Origin of the sequence: Mycetocola lacteus (genome assembly GCF_003667575.1) — a bacterium.
Classification (GTDB): Bacteria; Actinomycetota; Actinomycetes; order Actinomycetales; family Microbacteriaceae; genus Mycetocola; species Mycetocola lacteus.
Genome location: NZ_RCUY01000005.1, coordinates 414,587 through 440,754, shown reverse-complemented (window position 1 = coordinate 440,754; position 26,168 = coordinate 414,587). Strand labels below are relative to the sequence as shown.

Annotated in this window: 26 protein-coding genes; 19 read left to right on the top strand and 7 right to left on the bottom strand. The window is 65.9% G+C overall.

What is annotated here, in order from left to right:
- Positions 1-18: 18 nt before the first annotated feature.
- The 6 genes from D9V34_RS07565 to D9V34_RS07540 form a co-directional block, all read right to left on the bottom strand.
- Positions 19-1,686: a dipeptide ABC transporter ATP-binding protein gene (locus tag D9V34_RS07565; protein ID WP_220700557.1), complete on the bottom strand. Its 1,668-nt coding sequence runs from the start codon at positions 1,684-1,686 to the stop codon at positions 19-21.
- Positions 1,683-2,564 (bottom strand): ABC transporter permease, encoded by an 882-nt coding sequence (locus D9V34_RS07560; RefSeq protein WP_121688222.1) that lies wholly within the window; start codon positions 2,562-2,564, stop codon positions 1,683-1,685. Before D9V34_RS07560 ends, D9V34_RS07565 begins: the two co-directional genes overlap by 4 nt.
- Positions 2,561-3,745 (bottom strand): ABC transporter permease, encoded by a 1,185-nt coding sequence (locus D9V34_RS07555; protein ID WP_245991952.1) that lies wholly within the window; start codon positions 3,743-3,745, stop codon positions 2,561-2,563. The genes D9V34_RS07560 and D9V34_RS07555 overlap by 4 nt, the downstream gene beginning before the upstream one ends.
- 1 nt (position 3,746) lies before the next feature.
- Positions 3,747-5,063 carry an amidohydrolase gene (locus D9V34_RS07550; RefSeq protein ID WP_121688220.1) on the bottom strand — a complete coding sequence of 439 codons (1,317 nt, stop codon included), beginning with the start codon at positions 5,061-5,063 and terminating at the stop codon, positions 3,747-3,749.
- A gap of 96 nt (positions 5,064-5,159) precedes the next feature.
- On the bottom strand, positions 5,160-6,164 hold the full coding sequence (locus tag D9V34_RS07545) for an aldo/keto reductase (protein ID WP_121688219.1): 1,005 nt from the start codon (positions 6,162-6,164) through the stop codon (positions 5,160-5,162).
- A 207-nt stretch (positions 6,165-6,371) separates the two neighbouring features.
- A complete protein-coding gene (locus tag D9V34_RS07540; RefSeq protein WP_121688218.1) occupies positions 6,372-6,737 on the bottom strand; it encodes a DUF1844 domain-containing protein in 366 nt (121 codons plus the stop codon).
- A 212-nt stretch (positions 6,738-6,949) separates the two neighbouring features.
- On the opposite strand from D9V34_RS07540, the gene infC reads away from it, so the two are divergent.
- From infC to D9V34_RS07470, 15 genes are all read left to right on the top strand, one after another.
- Positions 6,950-7,588, top strand: a complete 639-nt coding sequence (gene infC, locus D9V34_RS07535; protein ID WP_081863788.1) for a translation initiation factor IF-3 — start codon at positions 6,950-6,952, stop codon at positions 7,586-7,588.
- The gene (gene rpmI, locus D9V34_RS07530; RefSeq protein ID WP_030143082.1) at positions 7,581-7,775 is read left to right on the top strand and encodes a 50S ribosomal protein L35; all 195 of its coding nucleotides are present in this window, start codon (positions 7,581-7,583) and stop codon (positions 7,773-7,775) included. The genes infC and rpmI overlap by 8 nt, the downstream gene beginning before the upstream one ends.
- Before the next feature lie 33 nt (positions 7,776-7,808).
- Positions 7,809-8,192 carry a 50S ribosomal protein L20 gene (rplT, locus tag D9V34_RS07525; RefSeq protein WP_030143083.1) on the top strand — a complete coding sequence of 128 codons (384 nt, stop codon included), beginning with the start codon at positions 7,809-7,811 and terminating at the stop codon, positions 8,190-8,192.
- 175 nt (positions 8,193-8,367) lie between these two features.
- Complete coding sequence (locus tag D9V34_RS07520; protein ID WP_121688217.1) at positions 8,368-9,168, top strand: TrmH family RNA methyltransferase; 801 nt, start codon at positions 8,368-8,370, stop codon at positions 9,166-9,168.
- A 232-nt stretch (positions 9,169-9,400) separates the two neighbouring features.
- Positions 9,401-10,201, top strand: coding sequence for an ATP-binding cassette domain-containing protein (locus D9V34_RS07515; protein WP_183091900.1), 801 nt, complete (start codon positions 9,401-9,403; stop codon positions 10,199-10,201).
- Positions 10,202-10,490: 289 nt separating this feature from the next.
- Positions 10,491-11,279 carry an amino acid ABC transporter ATP-binding protein gene (locus tag D9V34_RS07510; protein ID WP_030143087.1) on the top strand — a complete coding sequence of 263 codons (789 nt, stop codon included), beginning with the start codon at positions 10,491-10,493 and terminating at the stop codon, positions 11,277-11,279.
- Positions 11,280-11,301: 22 nt separating this feature from the next.
- Complete coding sequence (locus tag D9V34_RS07505) at positions 11,302-12,183, top strand: glutamate ABC transporter substrate-binding protein (protein WP_121688215.1); 882 nt, start codon at positions 11,302-11,304, stop codon at positions 12,181-12,183.
- A 73-nt stretch (positions 12,184-12,256) separates the two neighbouring features.
- Positions 12,257-12,904 carry an amino acid ABC transporter permease gene (locus tag D9V34_RS07500; protein ID WP_121688214.1) on the top strand — a complete coding sequence of 216 codons (648 nt, stop codon included), beginning with the start codon at positions 12,257-12,259 and terminating at the stop codon, positions 12,902-12,904.
- Positions 12,901-13,824 (top strand): amino acid ABC transporter permease, encoded by a 924-nt coding sequence (locus D9V34_RS07495; protein ID WP_121688493.1) that lies wholly within the window; start codon positions 12,901-12,903, stop codon positions 13,822-13,824. Before D9V34_RS07500 ends, D9V34_RS07495 begins: the two co-directional genes overlap by 4 nt.
- A gap of 106 nt (positions 13,825-13,930) precedes the next feature.
- Positions 13,931-14,971 (top strand): phenylalanine--tRNA ligase subunit alpha, encoded by a 1,041-nt coding sequence (gene pheS / locus D9V34_RS07490; protein ID WP_121688213.1) that lies wholly within the window; start codon positions 13,931-13,933, stop codon positions 14,969-14,971.
- A gap of 2 nt (positions 14,972-14,973) precedes the next feature.
- A complete protein-coding gene (gene pheT, locus D9V34_RS07485; protein WP_121688212.1) occupies positions 14,974-17,496 on the top strand; it encodes a phenylalanine--tRNA ligase subunit beta in 2,523 nt (840 codons plus the stop codon).
- A gap of 218 nt (positions 17,497-17,714) precedes the next feature.
- Positions 17,715-18,341: a DUF1444 family protein gene (locus D9V34_RS07480; protein WP_121688211.1), complete on the top strand. Its 627-nt coding sequence runs from the start codon at positions 17,715-17,717 to the stop codon at positions 18,339-18,341.
- A 36-nt stretch (positions 18,342-18,377) separates the two neighbouring features.
- Positions 18,378-19,130, top strand: a complete 753-nt coding sequence (locus D9V34_RS07475; protein WP_121688210.1) for a hypothetical protein — start codon at positions 18,378-18,380, stop codon at positions 19,128-19,130.
- A gap of 145 nt (positions 19,131-19,275) precedes the next feature.
- Positions 19,276-19,398: a hypothetical protein gene (locus D9V34_RS18260; protein WP_281272273.1), complete on the top strand. Its 123-nt coding sequence runs from the start codon at positions 19,276-19,278 to the stop codon at positions 19,396-19,398.
- Between the two features lie 29 nt (positions 19,399-19,427).
- Positions 19,428-20,642, top strand: a complete 1,215-nt coding sequence (locus D9V34_RS07470; protein ID WP_121688209.1) for a hypothetical protein — start codon at positions 19,428-19,430, stop codon at positions 20,640-20,642.
- 78 nt (positions 20,643-20,720) lie between these two features.
- On the opposite strand, the gene D9V34_RS07465 is transcribed toward D9V34_RS07470, so the two are convergent.
- On the bottom strand, positions 20,721-21,896 hold the full coding sequence (locus tag D9V34_RS07465; protein ID WP_121688208.1) for an alpha/beta hydrolase: 1,176 nt from the start codon (positions 21,894-21,896) through the stop codon (positions 20,721-20,723).
- A 315-nt stretch (positions 21,897-22,211) separates the two neighbouring features.
- On the opposite strand from D9V34_RS07465, the gene D9V34_RS07460 reads away from it, so the two are divergent.
- The 4 genes from D9V34_RS07460 (at position 22,212) to D9V34_RS07445 (ending at position 26,104) form a co-directional block, all read left to right on the top strand.
- The gene (locus tag D9V34_RS07460) at positions 22,212-23,123 is read left to right on the top strand and encodes an NUDIX domain-containing protein (RefSeq protein WP_121688207.1); all 912 of its coding nucleotides are present in this window, start codon (positions 22,212-22,214) and stop codon (positions 23,121-23,123) included.
- Between the two features lie 138 nt (positions 23,124-23,261).
- Positions 23,262-24,053, top strand: a complete 792-nt coding sequence (locus tag D9V34_RS07455; protein ID WP_121688206.1) for an SGNH/GDSL hydrolase family protein — start codon at positions 23,262-23,264, stop codon at positions 24,051-24,053.
- Between the two features lie 197 nt (positions 24,054-24,250).
- Positions 24,251-25,030, top strand: a complete 780-nt coding sequence (locus D9V34_RS07450) for an SGNH/GDSL hydrolase family protein (RefSeq protein WP_121688205.1) — start codon at positions 24,251-24,253, stop codon at positions 25,028-25,030.
- 93 nt (positions 25,031-25,123) lie between these two features.
- On the top strand, positions 25,124-26,104 hold the full coding sequence (locus D9V34_RS07445; RefSeq protein WP_121688204.1) for an acetylxylan esterase: 981 nt from the start codon (positions 25,124-25,126) through the stop codon (positions 26,102-26,104).
- Positions 26,105-26,168 lie beyond the last annotated feature (64 nt).

Genomic DNA, 26,168 nt, shown 5'->3' with positions numbered 1-26,168 from the left:
CCATGGAGGTGTCGGTGATCAGATCGCGGGATTGGGGGTGCCGATGGTGGGGATGGCGGCGATCAGATCGCGGGTATAGGGATGCTGCGGATGGTCGAAGACCTCGCCGGTTTCGCCGAACTCGACGATCCGACCGTGCTGCATGACCGCCACATCATGTGCGATGTGGCGGACCACCCCCAGGTCATGGGAGATAAAGAGGAGGGAGACGTGCAGCTGGTCCTGAAGGTCACGCAGCAGATCGAGTACCTGGGCCTGGATCGAGACGTCGAGGGCCGAGACGGGTTCGTCACACACGATGATCTCGGGGTTGGTCGCCAGCGCCTGGGCGATCGCGATGCGCTGGCGCTGCCCACCGGAGAGCTCCAGCGGATGCCGACCCAGGTGGATCGCCGAGAGCCCCACCTGTTCCAGCAGCGCGGTCGCGGCGTCGTCGCGCTCGCCGCGGGGAACCCCCACGGTGGACAGTGCCTCGCCGAGCAGCGTGCGCACGTTGGAGCGCGGGTCGAAGGAGCCCAGCGGATCCTGAGAGATCGTCTGGATGCGGTGACGCCGCCCCCGACGATCCTTTTCCCTGAGGCGTGACCACGCCTCGCCATCCAGCAGGACCTCGCCGGAATCGGCGGGGGTCAGGCCCAGCGCGATCGCCGCCGCGGTGGACTTGCCTGACCCGGATTCGCCCACGATCCCCAGCGTCTTGCCGCGTTCCAGGGCGAAGGACACGTCGTGGAGCACGGTGGTGCGGCGGCCGCGGGCGGCGGGGTAGCTCTTGACCAGGTTGCGCGCCTCGAGGATCGGAGCGGGCCGAGCCTCGCCCACCCGCTGAACACCTTCCCGCTCCGCGACCCGGGGCCGGGTAAACACCGCGGGTGGCAGCGGGGAGAGGCGCTCGCCGCGGGTGTGTGCCGAGGGCACCGCGTCGAGGAGCTGCCGGGTGTAGTCGGCCTGCGGATTGTGCAGGATCTGAGCGGGGGTGCCGCGTTCGATCACCGCCCCGGCGCGCAGCACGATGATCTCATCGGCCAGCTCGGACACCACGGCGAGGTCGTGGCTGACCAGCAGCAGCGCGGTGCCCTCGCGCTTGAGTTCGGCGAGGAGTTCCAGCACCTGCGCCTGGACGGTGACATCCAGCGCGGTGGTGGGCTCATCGGCGATCAGCACCCGCGGCCCGGCGGCCACGGCACTGGCGATCAGCGCGCGCTGACGCAGCCCGCCGGAGAGCTGGTGCGGATACTGTCCCGCGCGCTCCTCGGGATCGCGGATACCGACGCGGCGCAGCAGGCCGTGCACGATCTCGGCGGCGGGCTTTTTGGCCAGGCCGGTGTGCAGCCGCAGCGATTCGGCAACCTCGGCCCCGATGGTGTTGAGCGGGTCGAGGGACACCAGCGCATCCTGCAACACCAGGCCCACCTCGCGTCCACGCACCCCGCGCCACTGGGCGGGGGTGAGCGTGCGCAGGTCGTGGGTGCCCAGGCGCAGCTCGGTGGCCTCGATCCGGGATCCCGGACCCACCAGCCCGAGCAGCGCCCGTGCGGACACGCTCTTGCCGGAACCGGATTCGCCCACCAGAGCGACACAGCGTCCGGGGGTGAGGTCAAAGGACAACCCGGACACCGCGGTGTGCGGGCCAAAATCGATGGTCAGATCGCGCACCGAGACCAGGGCCTCGGAATTCTCGACGGTCACAGGGAGCTCCTCTTGCTGATGAAACGCTGCTGCAGCCAGCGGCCGGTTACGGTCACGCTGATCACGGTGAGGGTGATGAAGACCCCCGGCCAGATCGCGATCCACGGGGCGATACTCAGGTACTGCCTGGCCTCGGAGAGCATCAGTCCCCACTCGGGGGTGGGCGGGACGGCGCCGAGTCCGAGGAAGCTCAGGGCGGCACCAAAGATGATGCAGACACCCACGCCGATCACCGCGTGCACAAGCACCGGACCCAGGCTGTTGGGCACCACGTGGCGCAGGATCAGTCGGCTGGGGGAGAGCCCCAGCGCGATGCCCGAGCGGATGAACCCCGAGCCGCGGATCTGCAGCACCTGGGTGCGCACGAGCCGGGCGGCACCGGGGATCCGGCCGAGGCCCACGGCCCAGAGCAGACTCCACTGGCCGGGGCCGAGAATCGTGATGGTCAGCAGCGCCACCAGTACCTCGGGGAAGGCGAGGAGGACATCGAGGGCGCGGGTGATGACCCGGTCCCAGATGCCACGGGAGTAGCCGGCCAGCACACCGAGAATCACGCCGCCGATCAGACCGATCAGCGAGGCCCCCACACCCAGCGAGAGCGAGTAGACGGTGCCGTGGATGATGCGGGAGAACAGGTCGCGACCGAGCTGATCGGTGCCGAGGATATGCGCGGCACTGGAGCCGGCAAACGCGTCGGCAGGATCCCCGGCGATCGGATCCTGACTGGTGAAGATGCCCGGCCACAGCGCGGCCACAATCAGCAGCAGCACCACGAGGGCCGACAGTGCGACGCCCGGATTCAGGGCGTGGGCCGAGCGGACCCGTTCGGTGCGGGGCACCCGCGGGGGTCGGGCGGGGCGGGAGCGCAGCAGGCTCATGAGTGGCCTCCTCTCAGGCGCGGGTCCAGAAGCGGATACAGCAGGTCCACGATCGTGTTGATCACGATGAAGATCAGCGCGGCGAAGACCACAAAGCCGAGCACCACCGGGTAGTCCCGGTCCTGGATCGCCACCACGGCGACCCGGCCGAGTCCGGGCCGGGCAAACAGCGTCTCGATGATCGCGGTGCCGCTCAGCAGCGATCCGAAGATCACGCTGGTGAGGGTCAGCGCGGGCAGGCTCGCGTGACGCAGGACGTGGCGCGAGCGCAGCCGGTTTTCGCCGAGCCCGCGGGCGCGGATCGTGGTCACAAACGGCTCGTGCAGGACGTGTTCCATGCGCTCGCGCAGCACCTGGGTGATCACACCGATCAGCGGCAGGGCGAGGGTGATGACCGGCAGGACCAGCGAGCCGGGGCCGTCGGTCCCGAATGCCGGGACCCACTGGAGCGAGAAGGAAAACACGGTCATCAGGATGATGCCGAGCCAGAACGAGGGCACCGAGACGGCCACCAGTTCAAACCCCTGGGCAAATGCGCGGGCCCCGCGGCGGCGGCCCGAGGTGGCCAGCGCCAGCAGCACGGAGACGATAATCGCCACCAGGATCGCCCAGCCGGTGAGCTCGGCGGTGGGCCCGATCTCGCTGAGGATAACCTCGGTGACCGGGGAGGCGCGCTGATAGCTGATCCCGAAGTCCCCACGCAGGACCCCGGCCAGGTAGGTGAAGTACTGCACGATCAGTGGCTGATCGAGCCCGTAGTGAGCGGCGATCTGCGCGCGAATCTCCGGGGTGGCCTCCTGCATGCCCGAGAGCATCTTGTCCAGCGGGTTTCCGGGGATCAGCTGGAGCGCCACAAACGAGAGGGTGGCCGCGGCCCAGAGCACCAGGACGATGTCGAGGACGCGGTGACCCACATAGGAGGCGATCCCGCGGATCCGGCCCAGCCGTCCGATCTCCTCGGCCTGTGACGCCTCGGCGAGTAGCGAGGCGACCGTGGGGACGGCGTCCTCGCGAGACTCCGCCTCGGGAGTGGATGCCCCGGCAGGGCGCTCGGATGATGTGTCGGGCTTAGTTGATGCGCCGGCCTCGGATGATGTGCCGTGCTCCGAAATGACCGAAGCCGGAGCCGCCGCCGGGCCTACCGCCTCCGTGGGCGGCACGGTCTGATCGAGCGTGCTCACGCTAGTCCTCCCAGCGCACGCGTCCGCCGCGTGCGACAAACTCATCGGCCACGGCCGTGCGCAGGTCGGCATCCACCAGGTAGTCGGCGGCGGCCGAGCCCAGCGCGGTGGCGGCATCCGCGAGCGCGTTGAGCGCATCGGGCAGGATCGAGATGTCGGCAAATCCGGCGTTGTGCGGCACGATGGTGCCGTCCCCGCCGAGGCCCAGGGCCGGGTGGATCGCCGGAACGTACTGGCTGACGTTGCCCATATCGGTGGAAGGTCCACCCTGACGTACTACCTTCGGCTTGAGCGGCACGGTACGTCCCCGGTCGGTGAGGTGGCGCGCCCAGTGCTTGGTCAGCGCGATGTTGTTGGCCAGCGGTAGGTAGGCGGGCTCGGCATCGAGGTCGATTTCGGCGCGGGTTCCCGTGGCCAGGGCCGCGGCCTCGAGGATGTCCACCACGCGCTGGGTCAGGATCTTCAGGGTGTCGATCTCGCTCGAGCGCACCAGAATGTGGGCCTCGGTCAGCTCGGGCACCACGTTGGCCGCACTCCCGCCGTTGGTGATCACGCCGTGAATGCGATCGATCGGCAGGATGTGCTGGCGCAGCTGGGCGATCCCCTGGTAGGCGGTGACCACCGCATCGAGCGCGTTGAGCCCGAGGTAGGGGGTACCGGCGGCGTGCGCGGCGCGGCCGTGATAGGCGACCCGGATCCGGCGCACCCCGGTGGTTCCCGAACCATAGATGGGGGAGACCTCGTGGCCAACGCTCGGGTGGACCATGCCCGCGGCATCCACATCGTCAAATCCTCCGGCGCGGATGATGAGCTCCTTGCCGCCGCCACCCTCTTCCGCCGGGGTGCCGATCAGCGAGACGCGGCCGCCGGTTTCGGCCACCACGTCGCGCAGCGCCAGGAAGGCTCCGATCGCGATGCCGGCGATCACGTTGTGCCCGCAGGCGTGCCCCACACCGGGCAGCGCATCATATTCGGCGATGACCGCGAAGTGCGGTCCGTCGCCCACCTCGGAACCGGCGTGTGCCACAAACGCGGTGGGCAGTCCGAACACACCCACCTCGGTCTCCACACCCTCTTCGGCCAGCAGCTCGGCGATCTTCTGCACGCTGCGGTGCTCCTCAAAACCCAGCTCGGGGTGGTGGTAGAGGTCCACGGCAAACTCGTGCAGGCGCGGTCGCAGCCCCTCGATTCGGGCGGCGATGCGCGCGTGAATGTCTGCGCGGGCTCCGGCGAAGGCCGATTCGGCCTCTCCGATCGGGGCGGGGGTGAGTGAGCGCTGGCCGTAGGCGAGGTAGGTGTCGAGCGGATCGGTGGTCATCGGTGGAGTCCTTTGCGCGGGGTGTTCGGGAGGCGGAAATGAGTGGAAGTGTGAGCGGATCGTGGCCGTCAACCCGGGCGGTAACCCGGGGATGGATCATGCCCGCGATGTGGAGTGCGGGCTGTGCCGAGGATGAAAAACGAAGCCGTCGAGTGCCTCGGTGACCGCCGCGGAGATGCCCGTGACCTCCTCGGCGCTCAGCGTGATCGCGGTGGCCTCCAGGTTGTCGCGGAGGTGTGCCGGGTTCCGGCTGCCCACCACGGCGAGGCCGTCGGGCACGGTGTGGAAGATCCAGGCGAGGGCGATGGACTGCACGCTGGTCTGGTGCGCGCGGGCGGCGGGGTCGAGGGCCGCGAACACCCGGTCGTGGGTATCGGCGGGCAGTCCGCGGCCGATCAGCGGCCAGTAGGCGATGAACGGGATTGCCCGCTCGCCCAGACGTTCGATTATCGGGGCGTTCTGCCGAGCGGCCACGTTATAGAGGCTCTGTACGGCGGCGATGGGTTCAATCGCAAGGGCGGCATCCAGCTGTTCCAGCGTGGGTTCGCTCAGCCCGATGTGGCCGATCTTGCCCTGATCACGCAGCTCGGCGAGGGCCCCCAGCTGATCGGCGAGCGGCACCTCCGGGTCGATTCGGTGTAGAAACAGCAGGTCGATGCGCTCGCGCTGGAGCCGGTGCAGCGAGGCGTGCACGGCGTGACGCAGGTAGTCGGGCTGGCCGAGGATACCCCAGCGATCCTGCGCGGGACGCAGCATCCCGACCTTGGTCGAGACCAGGATGTCGTCCCGATTGCCCACCACATCGCCGATGATGCCCTCGCTCACGCCGGGGCCCAGCGCATCCGCGGTGTCCACATAGCGGATTCCCGCATCGAGGGCCGCGCGCAATAGCGCCCGCGGAACCTCGGGATCGGCGGGGACACCCCACCCATCACCCGCGGTCAGCCGCGCGGCACCGAGGCCCACCCGGGGCACCCGGTGTCCGGCCAGCAGGGTCTCCGCGGCGGTGGGCGTGGTCGTGCCGGATGCCTCTGACCCGGCCGCGGTGGTCGTGGCAGTGGCGGGCGCGGCGGTCTCGGTGGGGCTGGGGGCGATGGTCACGGCGAATCCCTCGAATCAAAAACACGGCTGATGGTTCGAGAAAACTAGCAACGCGTTCGGGGGTGGGCCAACGATCACGGGGACACGGGGTAACCCAGTGTCATGTGGCGAAACAGTAGGTGCACGCATCGCGCGGCTAGGCCATAATTGCGCGCAAAAAAGCACCGACACTCCGAAGAGTGCCGGTGCTTTTAGGAGGCCAGGAAGCTAGTTCACCGGACCGGTGAACTTCTCACCCGGACCCTTACCGATCGGATCCTGAATGGCCGATGCCTCGCGGAACGCGAGCTGCAGCGAACGCAGACCATCGCGCAGGCTGCGGGCGTGCATGTCGCTCACATCCGGGGCGGCGGCCGTGATCAGGCCCGCCAGGGCGTTGATCAGCTTGCGTGCCTCATCCAGGTCGGTCTGGGTTTCCGGGTCGTCGGCAAGGCCCACCTTGACCGCCGCCGCGCTGAGCAGGTGTACGCACGCGGTCGTGATTACCTCGACCGCGGGAACCTCCGCAATATCCCGCGTGGCCTCGGCAACCGCTTCGTTTTCTTCCGGGCTGGGGGACTGGTTTTCCGTCACTGTGTTCCTCTGCTAGACTGATACGCGGCTACGGAACATCTGTTCCGTTACGAAAGAGGATATTCTCCCACCCGCGTTTGACCGTAGTACTAGGTTACCGGGTAGTTACACTCCGCCAAGACCCTCCTCGGAGGGTCTGGTAGTCAGGGTGTTGGCCGGGTAGTGACCTTTGGTCACACGTATCCGGTGTGTAATTTCTCTCTCGCCTCGGTATGAATCATTTCGGACTGAGTGGCCTCGAGTATCAATCAGAGGAGTTACGCATTAGCGATCCCCGTACCAATGACCGAATCCGGGTCCCTGAAGTTCGCCTTGTTGGCCCCGCAGGCGAGCAGGTTGGTGTTGTCAAAATTGAGGTAGCGCTGCGCCTGGCGCAGGAGGCAGATCTTGACCTGGTCGAGGTTGCCCCCAATTCGAAGCCGCCGGTTGCGAAGATCATGGACTACGGCAAGTTCAAGTACGAGGCTGCGCAGAAGGCGAAGGAAGCACGCCGTAACCAGGCGAACACCGTCCTCAAAGAGGTGCGCTTCCGTCTGAAGATTGATGACCACGACTACGAGACCAAGCGCAAGCGCGCCGAGGGCTTCCTGAAGTCCGGGGACAAGGTGAAGGCAATGATCCTTTTCCGCGGCCGCGAGCAGTCTCGTCCCGACCAGGGTGTGCGTCTGCTGCATCGTTTTGCAGAAGATGTCGCCGAGTTCGGCGTGATCGAGTCCAACCCCACCATCGATGGCCGCAACATGGTCATGGTGATTGGGCCTCTCAAGAATAAGTCCGAGGCGAAAGCCGAGGCCAATGCAAATCGGGCCGCCAATAAGAGAGCGGCAAAGCAGGAGGAAAGTAATGCCTAAGCAGAAGACCCACTCGGGCGCTAAGAAGCGCTTCAAGCTCACGGGCTCCGGCAAGATCAAGAAGCAGCAGTCGGGTATGCGACACAACCTTGAGGTGAAGTCCAGCCACCGCAAGCGTCGTCTGAACCAGGACCAGCTCGTGTCCAAGGCCGACACCAAGAACATCAAGAAGCTTCTCGGTAAGTAAGCTCGACGGACATAGAGAGATAGAAGTAGAGAAATGGCAAGAGTAAAGCGGGCCGTCAACGCCCACAAGAAGCGTCGCGTAATCCTCGAGCGTGCCTCGGGTTACCGCGGACAGCGTTCGCGTCTGTACCGTAAGGCCAAGGAGCAGGTTACCCACTCCTTCGTTTACAACTACAACGACCGTAAGAAGCGTAAGAACGACTTCCGTCGCCTGTGGATCCAGCGTATCAACGCTGCATCCCGTGCAAACGGCCTCACCTACAACCGTCTGATCCAGGGTCTGGGTCTGGCCGGTATCGAGGTTGACCGTCGTATCCTCGCCGAGCTGGCAGTCAACGAGCCGGCAACCTTCGCCGCTCTGGTTGAGTCCGCCAAGAAGGCCCTCCCGGCCGACACCTCGGCTCCCAAGGCTGCGTAAGCTTTAGCTTCATTTACATTCGGCCCCATCGCTTCGGCGGTGGGGCCGTTTGTTATCTCCGGCCGCGCTGCCTCCGACGGGCTTCGGCGGTGGGGCCGTGTGTTGTTTCCGGGCCTGTTATCCAGCGGTCGGGGTGGGTTTTCCGCTGCGCTGCCCACGCGGGTAGAATGGCCAGGTGCTAGATAATCCCCGTGCCCCCCGTATCCGTGCCGTCGCAAGGCTTGGCCGTCGTGCCGTCCGTGAAGAGACCGGCCTGTTCCTGCTCGAGGGCCCGCAGGCGGTTGTCGAAGCGCTGACCTACCGTCCCGAGGTCATGCTTGAGCTGTACGTCACCCCGACCGCGCTGGAGCGTTACACCGACCTGGCCGAGGCCGCGGTGGCCGCCGGAATGGACGTCGAGTTTGTCAGCGAAGAGGTCATCAACGCGATGGCCGACACCGTCACCCCGCAGGGTGTTATCGCCGTCGCCCGCCAGTTCCCGACCTCCGCCAAGGACATCTTCCGCGACGAGCCTAAGCTCATCGCAATCCTCGAGGAGGTCCGTGACCCGGGCAACCTCGGCACCATCATCCGTGCCGCCGACGCGGCCGGCGCCGACGGCGTGATCCTCACCGGACGCAGCGTCGACCTCTACAACCCCAAGGTGGTGCGCTCCACCACCGGTTCGCTGTTCCACCTGCCCGTGGCCGTGGGCCTGGAACTGCCCGACGTGCTGCTGCTGGCCCGCGAGGCCGGTGTGTCCGTGATTGCCGCGGACATCAAGGGTGACTCGCTGCTCGATGTCCGCAACAGCGGCGTCCTGGCCGAGCCCACCGCCTGGCTGTTCGGCAACGAGGCCCGCGGGCTGACCGATGAGAACCTCGCCCGCGCCGAGCGTGCGGTGAGCGTGCCGATTTTTGGTGCTGCCGAGTCGATGAACCTGGCCACCGCCGCCTCCGTCTGCCTCTACGAGAGCGCATTCGCACAGCGTTCCTAGGGACATAACCGTCCGCCTCGGCGGAACCCATGAGCCACCCCGCGTCCACGCGGGGTGGCTCATGTGCTGTGTCCCGGGGCTCGGCGAACACATGCTTGGTATGCGTCGGGCCAGCCACCACCGTGCGACATGCTCCGCCGCCGTGCGGGGACCCACGTAACGTGAGCGTATGGAGTCAACGTCGATACCGAGAGCCCCACGCACCTCACACGCAGTCTGTGAGGTGCCCATCGTGGCGCTGACCGCCGTCAGTGCGCACACCACCGACCATCAAGGTTTTGGCGGGATCAGCCTGAGCATCCACCGTGCCGAAAGCGTCGCGATCCTCGGTCTGGACGCGGCGGGAAAATCCCTTTTCTGTCGCATCCTGAGCGGTGATGAGCCTCTATCCTCGGGCAGTTTGCGAGTGGGGGGATGCGAGGTACCCGCGCCGCCCGAATCTCGGGACCACCCGTGCCGCGACGTGGGCCTGGTTGAGTCCTCCGGGGACCTGCCGGCCCGACTCAGCGTCATCGACAACGTCACTCGGGCGCAGGTTCGAACCCGGGGTATGTCACCCATCCTCGCGACCGAGCGTGCGCGGGCACTCCTCGCCCGTGTCGAGATGCTGGCAGAAGCCCGCACCGTTGCCGGGAAGCTCTCGAATGATCAGCGTCGCCTGGTGCAGATCGCTCGCGCGCTCGCGCTCACTCCTCGTTTGCTGGTGATGGATGACCCCACTGGGGAGCTGGGCCCATCGACCGGCCGCCTGATCGCCGATGTGGTTCGGGAGGCCACCCGTGAGGGGACCGCCGTGGTCCTGGCCACAGACGATCTGACCCTGGTCAGAGAGGCCGCCTCACGCGTCATCGTGGTCGGTGCGGGACGGATCGTCGAGGATCAACCCGCCGCGGACTTCTTTCTGCGACCCGGCACGCCGCAGGCTCGTGACATTTTGGCCCGGCTCGCCCGGGCCGATGTCGAACCCGAAGCCGAACCCGAAGCCGAACCCGACGCCGTGCCCGATGCCGTGTCCGGTGTCGCCGAGGGGTGAATCTGGGCACCCAGAATCTCGTGCCACGGGACCTCGAAGTGTTCGAGGGCACTGTGACACGTAGGTGGCAGTTGGCTCCGGATTTCCGCCGTTCTGCCGCGATTGTTTCCGAAGAAACTTTCCGGATCCATTCATGCGCTTTACGGAATATATATCGGATTTCATCTCAAATATGGAAGAAGTCCGAACAAATTCAGCCTCTGATCAGCCCGTTGTATAACGGTCACAAATCGGTAACAAGCGTGTTGATTCGTGTCGTTTGAGTGGGCACACTGACTAGCGTGAGGGCATGGAACCAACGTTGATACCCCAAACCACAAGCGTTCCGATCGTCGGCCGCGGTGAACCCCTCGTGGTGCTCTCCGATGTCAATAAGCACTATGGCGATCTGCACGTTCTCAAAAACATCTCCACGTCGGTTGCACGCGGTGAGGTCGTGGTCGTGATCGGACCCTCGGGCTCCGGTAAGTCCACATTCTGCCGGGCCATCAACCGGTTGGAGACGATCGACAGCGGCACAATCACGATCGACGGCAAGCAGTTGCCGGAGGAGGGCGCGGGCCTGGCTAAGCTCCGCGCGGACGTGGGCATGGTGTTCCAGTCCTTCAACCTCTTCGCACATAAAACCGTGCTGGAAAACGTGACCCTGGGCCCCATCCGGGTGAAAAAGATGTCGACCAAACAGGCGAACGAGCGGGCAATGACGCTGCTGGAACGCGTGGGTGTGGCCAACCAGGCCAATAAGCTGCCCGCCCAGCTCTCCGGTGGTCAGCAGCAGCGCGTCGCGATCGCCCGATCGTTGGCAATGAGCCCGAAACTGATCCTGATGGACGAGCCCACCTCGGCGCTCGACCCGGAAATGATCAACGAGGTCCTCGACGTCATGGTGGAGCTCGCCAAGGAGGGCATGACGATGATCGTGGTGACCCACGAGATGGGCTTCGCCCGCAAGGCCGCCGACCGCGTGCTGTTCATGGCGGACGGCGAAATCGTCGAGGACGAAACCCCCGAAACCTTTTTCACCAACCCCTCATCCGAGCGTGCGCGCGACTTCCTCGCCAAGATTCTCGACCGGTAACACCACAGCAAAGGAGCCACTCATGAAGCGTTCGAAAGTATCTCTTGTAGCCCTCGCCGCGGCCTCGGCCCTCCTCTTTACGGCCTGTTCCAGCACCGACGGCGGTGCCGGCGGGAGCGGGGGAGGATCCGGCGACAACCCCACCGTGGTGGAAAACCCCACCTTCGAGGCCGGGACCACGATGGAAAAGCTGGCCAAGGCCGGCAAGATCACCGTTGGGGTGAAGTTTGATCAGCCGCTCTTCGGTGAGAAGGGACTCAACGGCGAGGAGGGTTTCGATGTCGAAATCGCCAAGATCATCGCCGGTCAGCTAGGCATCCCCGCCGACAAGATCGAGTGGAAGGAGGCCGTATCGGCCAACCGTGAGCCGTTCATCGAAAACGGTGAGGTCGATATGGTTGTTGCCACCTACACGATCAACGATAAGCGCAAGGAAGTCATCGACTTCGCGGGACCCTACTACATTGCCGGACAGTCGCTGCTGGTCAAGGCCGACAACAACGACATCAAGTCCGAGAAGGACACCGTGGGCAAGCCCGTGTGTTCGGTCACCGGCTCGACCCCGGCAGAGAACCTAGCCAAGCTCGGGGCGGACCCGGTCCTGACCGATACCTATAGCAACTGCCTCGAGCCGCTGCGCTCGGGCAAGGTCGTGGCGGTTTCCACCGACAACGTGATCCTCGCCGGACTCGCGGAAAAGAACGAGGGTGAGTTCAAGCTCGCCGGTGATCTCTTCACTCAGGAGCCCTACGGGATCGGTTTGAAGAAGGGGGACACCGCGTTCAAGGACTTCATCAACAAGTCCCTGGAGGAGTCCTACTCCGACGGTGCCTATAAGAAGGCCTGGGAAAAGACCGCGGGCAAGATTCTGCCCTTCGTTGATGGTCCCAAGATCACCGAGTAGTCATCCGACGCGTGTTCTGCGGGGCGCACGCTCCGCAGAACACGCGTTTCTCCCCCTCGAAAGGAGGCGGTGAATGAACGTTATTTTTGACAACCTCGATCGATATTTCTCGGGGTTTGTGCTCACCCTGCAGCTGTTTGTGGTCGCGGGTATCGCGGCACTGATTATCGGCACGATCATCGCGATCATGCGGATCTCGCCGGTGGGTGCGCTGCGCACCTTCGCGACCGTCTATACCGAACTGGTGCGTAACACCCCGCTGACCCTGATCCTGTTTTTCTTCGCGTTTGTGGCCCCGCAGCTGGGGCTCGGACTGGACTATAAGTTCCTGGCGATGATCGGTCTGAGTCTCTACACCTCACCGTTTGTGGCCGAAGCTCTGCGCTCCGGCGTGAATGGTGTGCCGATCGGTCAGGCCGAGGCGGCCCGGAGCATCGGGCTGGGCTTTGGTCAGACGGTGACCCGGGTGGTGCTCCCGCAGGCGGTGCGGATGACCATTCCGCCGCTGATCAACGTGATGATCGCGCTGGTCAAGAACACCTCGGTGGCCGGTGGATTCTTTGTGGCCGAGCTGGTCACCATCGGAAAGGAACTGGCCAACGCCAACGGAAACGCGGTGATCCCGGTCCTGCTGGGCGTGGCCACGTTCTACCTGTTGATTACGATTCCGCTGGGCATCCTGGCCGGATATTTGGAAAAGAAGTGGGCGGTGTCGCGATGAGTGGATCCTCTGTTCTGTTTGATGCGCCCGGTCCCAAGGCCAAGCGGCGTTCGCGTATCATCTCGGTGATCGTGACCCTGGTGGTCCTGGGCGGATTTGGCGGGGCCGCGTATATCCTCGGTCAGCCCCGCCAGATCTCCGGTGGCATGAGCCTGCCCGGCGTGTGGGACGCATCCCGCTGGGATGTGGTGACCAATCCGGTCCTGTGGGAACAGGTTGGCGGTGGTGTGCTCAACACGCTGAAGGCCGCACTCGTGGCGGCGGTCCTCGCGCTGATCCTCGGGGTGGTGTTTGCGCTGCTGCGCACGGCCCGCAGTCGCTGGGTTCGCATTCCGACCACGATTGTCCTGGAGTTCCTGCGGGGCATGCCGGTGCTGTTGATGATGCTGTTTATCCTGCTGGCGTTCTCCAGTGGGGCCTACCTAGCCGTGGTTCTCGGGCTGGGACTCTATAACGGTGCGATCATCGGTGAGGCACTGCGCGCCGGTATCGCCTCGCTGCCCAAGGGACAGCGTGAGGCTGGGCTGAGTATCGGGTTGACGCCCTTTGCCACCCGGATGCGAATCGAGTTCCCGCAGGCGTTCCGGCAGATGCTTCCGATTGTCGTGGCCCAACTGGTGGTGCTGCTTAAGGACACCTCGCTGGGATTCATCGTGGGCTACCCGGAGCTGATCCGTACCACGATGAACAACCTCGGAAGCGCCCTGGGTAATAAGTACCTGTTTACGCTGTTCATCATCACCCTGGTCATCTACCTGGTGATGAACCTGCTGCTCTCGGCGTTTGCCCGCTGGCTGGCGCGGCGTTCAGATCGCGCGCAGCGCGGAACGGCCGAACCCGAAAAGCCCGGTGGGGGAGATGCCCCGGGCACCGAGCCCGGTCCCGCGGCCGCCGTGCAGGCGGGGGCCACACGCGGATAGCGACGGCACTCGGCGGATCGCCCCGCCCGGATGGATCACATCCGGGCGGGGCGATCCGGCGTTCTGGCCCACGATAGATGGGTGAACCCGGGTAGAATGTGTTTTTGTGTCTGACCCTCAACTGATTACCGAAGAAAGCGTCGCCGCCGCGGTCGATGTGGCGCTCGCCGCCATCGCCGCCGCCACCGACTCCACCGCACTCAAGCAGGCGCGTTCGGCCCACATGGCCGAGGGCTCGCCGCTGGCGAACCTCAACGCCGCCCTGCGCTCCGTGCCCAACGACCAGAAGGCCGCCTTTGGCAAGCTCGTGGGCCAGGCCCGCGGGCGAGTGAACGGCGCCTATGCCGCAGCCGAGGAGCGCATCGTCGCCGCCGAGGATGCCGCCCGTCTGGCCGCCGAGACCGTGGATGTCACCGCGCTGCCCAGCCGCTACCGTGCCGGTGCGCGTCACCCGCTCGAGCTGCTGCGTGAGCGCGTGGAGGACATCTTCACCGGCATGGGCTGGGAGATTGCCGAGGGCCCCGAGGTTGAGAGCGAGTGGTTCAACTTTGACGCGCTGAACTTTGACGCCGACCACCCCGCGCGTGCGATGCAGGACACCTTCTTTGTGGAGCCCCCCGAGGCTCACCTGGTCATGCGTACCCACACCTCGCCGGTGCAGGTGCGCACCATGCTCGACCGTGAGGTGCCGATCTACGTGCTGGCCCCGGGCCGTGTGTACCGCACCGATGAGCTGGATGCCACGCACACCCCCGTGTTCACCCAGTTCGAGGGCCTCGCCGTGGACAAGGGTCTGACCATGGCTGACCTGCGGGGAACCCTGGACCACTTCGTGAAGTCGGTCTTCGGCGACGAGGCGAAGATCCGTCTGCGTCCGAGCTTCTTCCCGTTCACCGAGCCCAGCGCCGAGCTCGACTTCTGGCACCCCACCTTCAAGGGCGGCGCACGCTGGATCGAGTGGGGCGGCTGCGGCATGATCCACCCCAACGTGCTGCGTGCGGCCGGAATCGACCCGGAGATCTACTCCGGTTTCGCCTTCGGTATGGGTGTGGAGCGCGGCCTGATGCTGCGCGACGGTGTACAGGACATGCGTGAAATGGTGGAGGGCGACGTGCGCTTCTCCCAGCAATTCGGAATGGTGGTGTAGTCGTGCGGGTTCCCCTGAACTGGCTGGCTGAATACGTAGATCTCGAGCCCGGAGCGACCCCCGAGTCGGTCCAGGAGGCCCTGGTCAAGGTGGGTCTGGAAGAGGAGGACGTGCACACGTTCGACCTCACCGGACCGATCGTGGTCGGCGAGGTACTGGAGTTCACCCCCGAGGAGCAGTCCAACGGTAAAACCATCAACTGGTGCCGCGTGCGCGTGGCCGCGGATGGCGAGATTGCCGCCGATGGTGGCGACGCGATTCACGGCATCGTCTGTGGCGCCCACAACTTCCGCGTGGGTGACAAGGTAGTTGTCACCCTGCCCGGTGCCGTGCTGCCCGGAAACTTCGTCATTGCTCCGCGCAAGACCTACGGTCACGTCTCCGAGGGCATGATGGCCTCGGCACGTGAGCTGGGCCTGGGCGATGAGCACGATGGCATCATCGTGCTCTCAAAGTACGGCATCGATGCCCCCGTGGGCACCCCGGCCCTGCCGCTGCTGGGTCTGGATGACACCGCGGTGGAGATCAACGTGACCCCGGACCGTGGCTACGCGTTCTCGGTGCGCGGTGTGGCCCGCGAGTACTCGCACGCCACCGGTGCGGCCTTCCGCGACCCGGCCCTTGCGCCCGCCGCGCTGGAGGCCACCGGCTTCTCGGTCGAGATTCGCGACGACGCTCCCATCCGCGGTGTGGTGGGGGCCGACGCCTTCACGACCCGCGTGGTGCGCGGCGTGGACGCGACCCGTCCGACCCCGCCGTGGCTGGTCGCGCGCCTTTCGCTTGCGGGTGTGCGCTCGATCTCGCTGCTGGTGGACATCACCAACTACGTGATGTTCGAGCTGGGTCAGCCGATCCACGGATACGACCTGGACAAGGTTGCCGGTGGACTAGTGGTGCGTCGCGCCGAAAAGGGCGAGACCCTGGTCACCCTCGACGGGACCGAGCGCAAGCTGCACGCCGAGGACCTCGTGATCGCCGATGACTCCGGGGCCATCGGCCTGGCCGGTGTGATGGGTGGCGCGTCCACCGAGATCAGCGACACCACCACCGATGTGCTGATCGAGGCCGCGCACTTCTCGCCGGTGTCCATCGCGCGTACCGCTCGCCGTCACAAGCTGCCCTCCGAGGCATCCAAGCGCTTCGAGCGCGGGGTTGACCCGCGTCTGGGCCGTGCCGCCGCCGCGCGCGTGGCCGAGCTGCTGGTGGAGCTGGCCGGTGGAACGATCGATTCGCTCGGTCAGACCATCGCCGCCGATGAGGCCCCCGAGGCTATCCTGCTGCCCGCGGGCTACGTGAGTGGCCTGATCGGCACCGAGTACACCGTGGCCGAGGAGACCTCGGCGCTGGAGGAGATCGGCGCGGAGGTGACCGTCGTGGAGGGCGGCCTGAGCGTCGTGCGCCCCACCTGGCGCTCGGACATCACCGACCCCTGCGACCTCGCCGAGGAAATCGCGCGGATCATCGGCTACGACCGCATCCCCTCGCGTCTGCCCGTCGCCCCGCCCGGACGCGGCCTGACCCGCACCCAGCGTGCGCGTCGCCGCGTGGCCCAGACCCTGGCCGCCGCCGGATCCACCGAGGTACAGTCGTACCCGTTCGTGTCCGCCGAAACCAACAACCTGTTTGGGTCGGCGACCCCGGCAGAGGTCCCGGCGATCAAGCTCGCCAACGCCCTGGATGCACGCGAGCCGTTCCTGCGCACCTCGGTGCTGCCGGGCCTGATCGGTGTGGCCAAGCGCAACCTGGCACGCGGACTCGTGGATCTCTCGATCTACGAGACCGGTCTGGTGTTCCGTCCCGAGGCCGGAGCCTCGCTGGGCTATGCGGGCGAGCTGCCGAACGGCACCGTGCGTCCGAGCGAGGCCGAGCTGGCCGCGCTCAAGGCCGGTATCCCGCCGCAGCCGCACCACGTGGGTGTGCTCATCGTGGGTAACGTGACCCCGAAGCAGCCGGGTCAGGAGGCCGTGCCGAGTGGCCTGGCCGACGCCCTGGACGCTGTGCGTCAGGTAGCACTGGCCGCCGGTGTGGAGATTCGGATCGAGCAGGGATCGCACCAGATCTTGCACCCGGGGCGTACCGCCGCACTGTATGCGGGGGAGACCCTGGTGGGTTACGCCGGTGAGCTCCTGCCGAGCTTCGCCGCCGAGTCGGACCTGCCGCGCACCGTGGCGGTTGCCGAGATCAACCTCGACGCCGTCCTTGCCGGAGGCACCGACATCGTCGAGGCTCAGTCGATCTTTACCTTCATGGCCGCCACCCAGGACCTCTCGCTGACCGTTCCGGTCGAGGTTCCGGCAGCCGAGGTGCAGGCGGCGGTTCTCGAGGGCGCGGGTGAGCTCCTGGAGCACATCCGTCTCGTGGATGACTACCGCGGCCAGGGCCTGGCCGAGGGACACAAGTCGCTGAGCTTCGCGCTGCGCTTCCGCGCGGCCGACCGCACGCTCACCGCGGCCGAGGCCTCCGAGGCCAAGCTGGCCGGTGCGGCCCTCGCGGGCGAGCGCTTCGGCGCGGCGATCCGCGACTAGCGCGTTCGGGCGAGCGTTTCGGCGCCCTCGTCCACGCCGAGGTCCGCAGGGGCGTCCATCCATCGGGTGGGCGCCCCTGCGGCGTTCTCAGGCAGTCCCAAATCCGGCCTAGGCGGTGGTCGTCGCACGGTTCCAAATGCGACGGTGCGGTTCGGTGGGAAGCTGAGCGCTGTTAGCGTGAATGGGTTCTCATCACGGGCAATCCACGGGAGGTCGTCATGGCCGGGCTGTTTTCATATTTCAGGAAGAGCGTCGCCGCACCCACGGAGGCGAGGCACTCACGCGAGGAACTCTTCGAAGCCGCAAGATCGCGGATCTTCCCGCTGCTGCATCCGATCACCTATGCCGAGCCGATTCCCGTACGCGGCGGGCAACTGCTGTATCGCGCGCACCGCCGGTTCACCGGTGACCTGGGCGTCTTCTATCAGGTGGACGAGGGGGAGCGGTGGGACGTGGTCCTCACCGAGTATCTGCCCGAGGCGATCACCCTGGAGGACCTGCACGCCATCGCCACCGAGAACCTGCGCCGGGTATTTACCGCACAGCGGATCTCCTCCGAGCGTTTCGGCGGCTATGAGCTGCGGGCGGATCGGGAACTCGCCTCCTCGGCCCTGCTGATGACCTCGCTGTGGGAGAGTATCGCCGACGAGCTTGACGATGACCTCCTCATCGCGGTCCCGTGCCGTGACACCGTGCTCTTTATCGAGGCGGGTGCCCCGGATGCCGAGCGCGCGCTGCGCGAGGTGACACACCGGCTCTATGATGAGCAGGACCGGATGCGTAACAGCCGTCAACTCATGCGTTTCACCCGCGGCGACGGCCGGGTGGAGGCGGTTGCGCACTAGCGTGGGAGCGCTCCGGGGAGAGAGCGGAGAACACTGATGAAGCACGCCGAGGTGCGCCTGTTTACCCGATCCGGCCATAGTCTGCTCCGCGGGGTCGAGAGGGTTCCGCTGTTTTGGGTGGCGCTGTGGTCCCCGACGGTCCTGGCTCGCTCACGTGCCGTGTGGGAACTGTATCAGCAAGACATCGACCGCTACCCGGGTGGCCTGGATGAGGCCTCCGAGGAGGATCAGGACGAGTTCTACACCGGCTGGCATCCACGCCTGAACATCGAAATTGATCACGGTGAGATCGCCCGGGGGAGCGAGCGACTGCACACCTTTGTGCGCGCCCACCTGCCCGAGCTGGAACCACTCGCGGTGGATACGATGGACTTTATTTCCCGAAACCTCGAGGATCATGGGGACCGTCTCCTAACCGAAATCATCGAGTTCTCCTGGGAGTTTGAGTCGCCGGCGGCAATGTTTGACGAGCTCGATCGACTCAGTGCCGCGCTGGAACCCGGCGCGGTGGTCCCCGAGGGGGTGATTCAGGGGGTGCGCGCGGATCCGGTGGGTGCGGGGGTAGGACTCGCCACCGATGCACGGATTCGGCCCGGCCTGAGCGAGACTTCTCCTCCCTACCGGGCCCTGCTGAAGCAGTCCGGCCAGGACGCCCCCGATACTCGGCGCGGATGGCTTGTGGCACCCAAAAACCGGCCCCTTCAGCGGTCGACGGACATCGTTGTGCTCCTGGTCGGGGGATTGTTTGTCTTCATGTTGCTCAGCGCCGTCCTGCAAAACCTGTTCTGATTCGAGGTGGCCTCGGTGCGAGTTCGTGACGGCGCACGATCCAATCAATGACAGAACCCGCCCGCTTACTTCGCGGCCATCCCGCGATGCCTAAACTAGCTACAAGCCGGGGAGGGGAATCGGGGGCCGGGACCCCGATAAGAGCATGGCGAATAACGTTTATATGCGCACGGGGTCTGGACGAAGCCTGCTGAGCTCTCGCGATACGATCACCGTCCAAGACCGCGCCACCTTTCGTGCCATGCTGGACACCCTGCGCATTCGCTAGGGTGCTACAACCAACCGGGGAGAGTGACCATGCCCACGCAGAACTATCTGATTGATGGATCCGATCGGATGATTTTTCGAGCGGAAGACACGGTTCCCATGTTTTGGATGGGGCTGCTCGACCCGCAGACCGTGCGCGATGTTCGAGCCGAATGGGAAGCCTACGATCGTCGTGATGCCGAGTTGGCGGCCCGCGGGATGTCGGCGGATGACCGGTTTGACCGCTTAGAAATCGAGTGGGAAGCCCGCCTCGACTTTGTGATCAACCGGCAGCAATTTGAGCGCAGCGCACCTCGGCTGCTGGATTTTGTGCGCCAGCACCTCCCTCGGCATCGGGACCTGGCCCAGGACTTTGTGGACTACCTGGCCACCATGTACACGGGTGGTAACGAGGTGCTGCGCGTTTTTCTGGGGGAGACGTCGGCGTTCTTTCCCGATACCGCAACTTTCTTTGACACCCTCGAGGCCTGGAGCCAGTGCATTGCCCGGGAGGGTGCCGCGGACTTTGTAGATGACGTCATCGTGCAGGCAAACCACCACCTTCCCGATTCGGCGACCGGGTTCAACGAGCAGGACGACGACTCGGACTTTGCCGAGTTCTCGGAGACCTACCGGCGTGCATACGGGGGTGCGCGAGCGCCCCGACCGATGCTGAGCTTTCCCACGGGGCTCGTCGGCTTGCCGGCGCAGAAGACCGGGTGGCGGCGATGGGTGTGGCCGGTGGTGGCGATCGCGGTGTTGATCGGGGTCGTGATCGCGGTGATCGGGGTGAATAACGCCATCCGTCAGGATCGAAGTCAGCTGTCCATTGCCCAGCTCGACCGTGAGCTGATCCCCAACATCTCGGCCACCGTGGGGGAGACACGGGTGAATCTCTTCACGTACATGGTGGACAACGAGATCAGCAGCGTCGCCTCTCCCACGTCTCTTCGTGTGGTCCGGGAAACCTCGATGAACCAGAAACGCACCCTGGAGGTGGTGATCCGGGCCGCCGATTCTCCCGAAGTTGCCGAGCGCTTTTCCTGGGTGGACCTGGGCCTTGAGATGACCGCGGAAGAGCCCGAGAACATGCACGAATTCACACGTGAGATCAGGTTCACCCTGGGCGATCGCGGCCTGGCTTACCGGTTTGAGCAAGACGGGGTGATCGGGGACATCCTGTTTTTCTCCGAGAAGCCGATGACCGCTACCGACCGGTTTGAATTCAACGGCATGATCCAGTCGTTGAAGGTCGAGCCGTCCTGACGTCCTGACGTCCTGAATAAACGGTGCCCGGCACCACCTGTGGTGGTACCGGGCACCGTGTTCCAGCCGCGTGAGTTTCTAGCTGTTGGGCTTGTCCCAGCCCAGCTGCTGGGCGGTCCAGACCAGGCCGTAGGGCATCATGGTGCGCGCCGCGGTCCAGTTGTGTTCGAGGCCCGGGTAGGTGCGCAGCGTGGTGGTGAGACCGTGTTCGCGCAGGTCGCGGTTGATGACCTCGGCCGCGCGCAGGGACTCCCCGTCATCCTGACCGATAAAGAAGGTCTGGTGGGTGCCGCGAGGCAGCTCGCGCAGCAGGTGCGTGGGCGTGTTCATCCGCATGGCCTCGGGGTTGCCCACGATGCCCTTGGAATACGGCTTGGCGTAGGGCAGCAGCGAGATGGCCGAGCCGAACTCCTCGGGATAGCGCAGTGCGAACACCAGCGAGGTAAACCCGCCCGAGGACATCCCGGCAATGATGCGCTTATTGGCCTCGGGCTCGGTGCGCAGGGTTTTGTCCGCCCAGCCCACCACATCCTTGACCATGTAGTCCTCGATCTGCGGGCCGCCGGGGAAGTTCAGCGGCTCGGTGGTGCGGCGTTCGGGACCGGCGTTGAGGTCGGGAGCAACCACGATGGCGTGCGGGAACTGTCCGGTCTTCATGAGCTCTTCGAGCGTCACATCGATCCGGCCGCCGGCAAACCAGTCGGCGGCGCTGCCGGGAGACCCGTGCATCGCGTAGATGACGGGGTAGCGACGGTCGTTGCCGGGCTTGTCATAGTCCGGCGGGAGGTACACCCAGGCACCGGAGCTCGGGACGTCCTTGGCGGTGGAGGGGATCGTCGCCAGGAACGAGTAGCCCGAGGTGGAGGTGGTGACCCGACGCTCCGAGGTGGGCAGCGTGGTGGTTCCGGATCCCTGCACGGGCTTCTTATTGGACACGACAACCGGGCGCTGCGGGGTATCGCTCAGCCAGCGCTGGACCGAGGACACCGAGGGCAGGTAGCCGACCCAGGTGTTGACACCCAGCGCCAGCGTACCGACCAGAACGATCGTGATCGGAGTCCACCAGAGGAACCCACGACGCACCCGGCGGGACCGACGCTCGGGGTCGCGGCGGGCGCGCCAGATCCACAGACCGATCAGGACAACCGCGATCGCCAGCCCGATGATGCTCGGCCAGTAGGTGGCCAGCAGGTCGGTGCCGGCGGCACCGTTTTCGAGCGACGGGGGGATGTCGATGGGTTTGTCGGGATTCATTGTGGCCTCCTGGTGCGCGATCTCGTTCCGGGGAACGGAACCGCCGCTGCCGGTGACAACCGGCAAAGTGCTGTGTATACGTCAGCCTTGATTTTAGGTCCCAGCGGGGGAGGGGGAATCGTCTTAGAGGCTGATATTTCCTGGCGACGGCGTGTTTTCGCGGGTGGCCCGGATAATTCGCGGGTGTTTATCAGCTATTCATCGGCTGTTCTTCGGCGGGGCGGATCAAATCCCGGATCCGTCCGCGCTAAAAACCGCGTGTCATGTGGGGAAATCGAGGGTGCATACCATCCGTCAACGTGACAAGCTGGAGAGGTGTCCGGTCCAGTGAACTCCCATCCCGATCCCTCCGACAGCGGCGACGCCTGGGTCTATGCGCCCGATGGCCGTCAATTCTGGGGAACCTATGGTGCCTCCGGCCTGTTGGCCTTTGACCGTGTCCGCGGCGTCCTCCTCCAGCATCGCGTCGAGTGGAGCCACTTTGGTGGCACCTGGGCGCTGCCCGGGGGCGCGCGTCACCGCGGCGAGAGCGCCGTGGATGGGGCGTTCCGCGAGGCGGCCGAGGAGGCCGGGGTGCCCGATGGTGCCGTCCGTCCGCGCTTTAGCGCGGTGCTGGATCTGGGCTTCTGGTCCTATACCACCGTGGTTGGGGACGTCATCATCCCCTTCGAACCGGAGATCACCGATCCCGAGAGCCTCGAGCTGCGCTGGGTTCCCCTGGACGAAGTGGACACCCTGCCGCTGCATCCCGGATTCGAGCAATCCTGGCCCGCCCTGCGGGCGGAGCTGGAACGTTCGGAGACGATCGTTGTGGATGCCGCCAATGTAATCGGTGCCCGCCCGGATGGCTGGTGGAACGATCGCGCCGGGGCTGCCGACCGCCTGCTGCTGGCGCTGGAACGTCTGGCCGAGGAGGGGATTCCCGCCGATGCGCTGGGCCTCGGGCACTCGCACTGGTGGCCGCGCTTCCGCGTTGTCCTGGAGGGGGCCGCCCGAGAGGCCGAAACTCGTGATGCCCAGGTCCCCGAGCTCACCGTGGTGCGCGCGCCGGGCGAGGGTGATGAAACGATTGTGCACGTAGTGAAGGAGCTGGCCCAGCGCACCCCGCCGCACACGGTCTGGACGATCACCAGTGATCGCGGTCTGCGCGAGCGGGTTGAGGCCAAGGGCTCCCGGATCCTCGGATCCCGCTGGCTGTGGGATCGGATCGACGCACTTACGGACTAATCTCGGGCGCTTATTCTCCGCTCCTGCTGGCTGTGGGATCGGATCGACGCTCTCACGGACTAGCCTCAGGCGCTTTTCGGCCGGTCCGTGAGAGGATCAACGCGAAGTGTCTCGACCCCTGGGAAAGGATCATCTTGCATGTTTGGTAGCTATGTTGCGCTGGGTGATTCCTTTACCGAGGGCATGGGGGACGAGCTGCCGGACGGGCTGATTCGCGGCTGGGCCGACCTGGTTGCCCTGGGTCTCGGGCAGGCCGCAGGGGCACCGATTCGCTATGCGAACCTGGCGATCCGCGGCAAAAAGGTGAACGGCGTCCTCACCGAACAGGTGGAGCCCACCGTGCGCATGCGCCCCGAGCTGGTGAGCCTGAACGGTGGTGGCAATGACATCATGCGGGTGCGGGTGTCGATCGCTCGCACGGCGAAGCTGATGATCGACGCGGCCGAACGACTGCGCGATGCCGGATCCCACGTGCTGCTGGTGTGTCAGCCGAACCCGGGGCAGCATCTGCCGCTGGGGGCGCTGCTCTCGTCGCGGGGTCATGCGGTGGCGGCGGAGATTCGCTCGCGGGTGCCCGAGGGCGTAACCCTGATTGATAACTGGTCCGATCCGGCCCTCAGCGAGGGACGCTACTGGGCCGATGACAACCTGCACCTGAACACCCTGGGTCACACCCGGGTCGCGGCCACGGTGCTCCAGGCGCTGAACGTCCCGGTCCCGGTGGAGTGGGCGGTGGATGAGGTGGCTCGCTGGCCCGATCGGGGTGCGCGCAGGCGCGACCGTGCCTACTATCTGGAATACGTGCTGCCGTGGGTGGTGCGCCGGGTGACCGGGCGCAGCGCAGGGGATGGCAAGAGCGCCAAGCTGCCGCTGCTGGAGACGGTGCAGATTCCCGGGCCTGAGCGGCCCACCCGGCTGGCGCTGTCGTAGGTTCGTGGCTGTGCTGTGCAGAGTCACGCCGTGCGGTGCCGAGAAGCTTGTTCTGCCCAGCCCTGTCCTGTGAGGCCACATGGGAGCGGTGCGGCGCGGGTGACCACCGGTAGGAGTTTGCCCGTTGGTGCGGCGTTCCGCGGGCGGCTGTGAGAGGATTTTTGAGACGTCCCGGAGGGCGTCGTGGAGGAGCGTTGATGTATTCCAGCTATGTCGCGGTGGGCGATAGTTTCAGCGAGGGCATGGGCGATACGCTGCCCGATGGGAGCGTCCGCGGTTGGACCGACCTGGTTGCCCTGGCGCTCGGTCGAAACGCCGGTTCTCCCATTCGCTATGCGAACCTGGCGATCCGCGGGAAGAAGCTGGAACCGATCATCGCCGAGCAGGTGGAACCGGCGCTCGCGCTGGGGGCCGAGCTGGTGACCTTCAACGGTGCGGGCAACGACATCATGCGTCCCCGGGTTTCTATCGATGCGGTGGCCGCCCGCCTCGTGGACGCCGCCGAACGTCTGGGATCCGGCGGTGCCCGGGTCGTCGTGGTGAGCGGGGGAAACCCGAGTGGACATATCCCGATGGGTCGCCTGGTGTCGGGCCGTGGAGACGAGCTGGCCGCCGCGGTGCTGCACCGGCTGCCCGCGGGCATGACCTACGTGGATAACTGGTCGGATGCGGTGCTTGCCCAGGGCCGATTCTGGTCGGCGGATAACCTGCACCTGAACACGATCGGTCATATCCGCGTGGCCGCGAACGTGCTGGGAGCGCTGGGCGTCCCGGTGCCGGCAGAGTGGGCCGTGTCCGAGACCGCGGCCCTGCCGGATACCGGGGCGCGGGGGCGCGACCAGGCCTACTATCGCGAGCACGTGCTGCCGTGGATTGGACGCCGACTCACCGGACGCAGCTCGGGGGATGGGCGTCCACCCAAGTTTGCGACCCTGGCACCGGTGATCATTCCGGATCCCATCGTCCAGGCGTCGTAGTTTTCCATGTCTCGCACTGTGACGCGGGACATGGCAGCCGATCGACTCTCCCCGGTACGATCGGCGAGGAATCCCCGATGAAAAGAGGAACGAATGCTGGTTGAACCGGATATCGAGTGGGTACGCGGGTACCAGGGGGTTGCCACCGCGCCCGAGGATCTGGAGTCCTTTTGGACCCGGACGCTTGATCAGGCGGCGGCGCATCCGCTGAACGCCCGGTTTGTCCGCGTGGCCGAGCGGCTGCGCCTGGTCGACGTCTATGACGTGACCTTCGCCGGTTTTGATGGTCAGGAGGTGCGGGCCTGGCTGCGCGTTCCCGCGGGAACCGACCTGGATGCTGCCGGTGACCTGGCGGCCGTGGTGACCTATGTCGGGTACGGCGGCGGTCGCGGTGAACCCGAGGACGACCTGTTCTGGGCCAGCTCGGGCTTCGCGCACCTGCACATGGATACCCGCGGACAGGGCTCGGCCTGGAGCCGCGGCGATACCGGGGATATCGCGACCCAGGGTCCGACCGTCCCGGGACACATGACCCGCGGCATCGACGACCCGGATAACTACTACTATCGCCGCCTGATCACCGACGCGGTGCGCGCGGTGGATGTTGCGCTGGGCGTGGCGGCGATCGATTCCTCGCGGATCGCGGTGCAGGGTCACAGCCAGGGTGGCGGGCTTGCGCTTGCCGTGTCGGGGCTACGGTCGGATGTGGCGGCGGTGATCGCCCAGGAGCCGTTCCTGTCCGACTTCCCGCGCTCGGTGCGCGCGGCCACGCAGAAGCCGTATCGGGAGATCGGCGAGTACCTGGCGATCCACCGCGGCGACGCGGCCGAGGTGTTCGAGGTGCTGTCCTACTTTGACGTCTCGAACCTGGTGGGCCGCGCAAGCGCCCCGGCACTGGTGACGGTTTCGCTGATGGACCCGATCTGCCTGCCCTCGACCGTCTATGCGGCCTATAACCGCTATGCGGGCCAGAAGCGGATCATCGAGTGGGAGTTCAACTCGCATGAGGGCGGCCAGACGCTGACCTCGCGCGCGGCAATCGGATTCCTGGACGAGGTGTTCGCGGCCGAGTAGCCGTTTGGTGATCTGCCGGTGCGCGAACTCGTTTGCCGGGCTACCGGTGGTTGAGGTGAGTCCG